This window comes from Companilactobacillus crustorum JCM 15951 (assembly GCF_001434585.1).
Taxonomy (GTDB): domain Bacteria; phylum Bacillota; class Bacilli; order Lactobacillales; family Lactobacillaceae; genus Companilactobacillus; species Companilactobacillus crustorum.
Genome location: NZ_AZDB01000085.1, coordinates 1 through 719, shown reverse-complemented (window position 1 = coordinate 719; position 719 = coordinate 1). Strand labels below are relative to the sequence as shown.

At 44.1% G+C, this 719-nt stretch carries 1 pseudogene; it reads right to left on the bottom strand.

Features of this window, described 5'->3' with window-relative positions:
• Positions 1-602 (bottom strand): annotated as a pseudogene (locus FD26_RS10750) (IS256-like element IS1310 family transposase); the annotation flags it as partial.
• Positions 603-719: the final 117 nt, after the last annotated feature.

Below are 719 nucleotides of genomic sequence, written 5' to 3'. Positions count from 1 at the left end.
GTTGGCGCCACTTGGTAGTTCAGCACTTCTTTCGTACCATCTGGACGAATGCCAATCGCAATATGAACGGCTTCTTTTTGAACGGTATCCCGCTTTAACGGCAAGTAAGTGGCATCTAAGAAGATGGCCACATATTGTGAAGCCAGTCGACGTTGCTGGAAAGCTTGAACCTGTTCATTGACGGCTTTAGTCATGTTGGAAACCGTGGCTTTGGAGTAGTGAGCACCGTACATTTTCTCAATGAGTTCGGCAATTTCAGCAGTGGTAATTCCCTTGGTATACAACTGAATGACCGTTGTTTCTAAATTATCACTGTGCCGACCGTAGGCTGGCAAGGTATGATTTTCAAACCGGCCATTGCGATCTCGAGGAATGGTTAAGTTAAGTTGGCCGTACTTCGTATCAAACGAGCGCTCATAACTGCCGTTGCGGTTATTACCAGTGTTAATCCCAGCGTATGAGTAGCGTTCGTAACCCAAAAACTCTGCCAATTCGGTTTGAAGCAGCTGGTTAATCGCAATTTCGAGGTGGTGACGAAAAACTTCGTCCAAATCTTGCTTTTGGGCTAGTGCAGCGATAATTTCTGTGGTAAGTTCATTCATGGGGAATGCCTCCTGTGATGTTTTCTGTGGTTACTAAATATCATAAGGGAAGGCATTCCCTATTTCTATGCAATTCAGAAATCTTTTATGCATTTACACAAGATATTTTACGCTCTC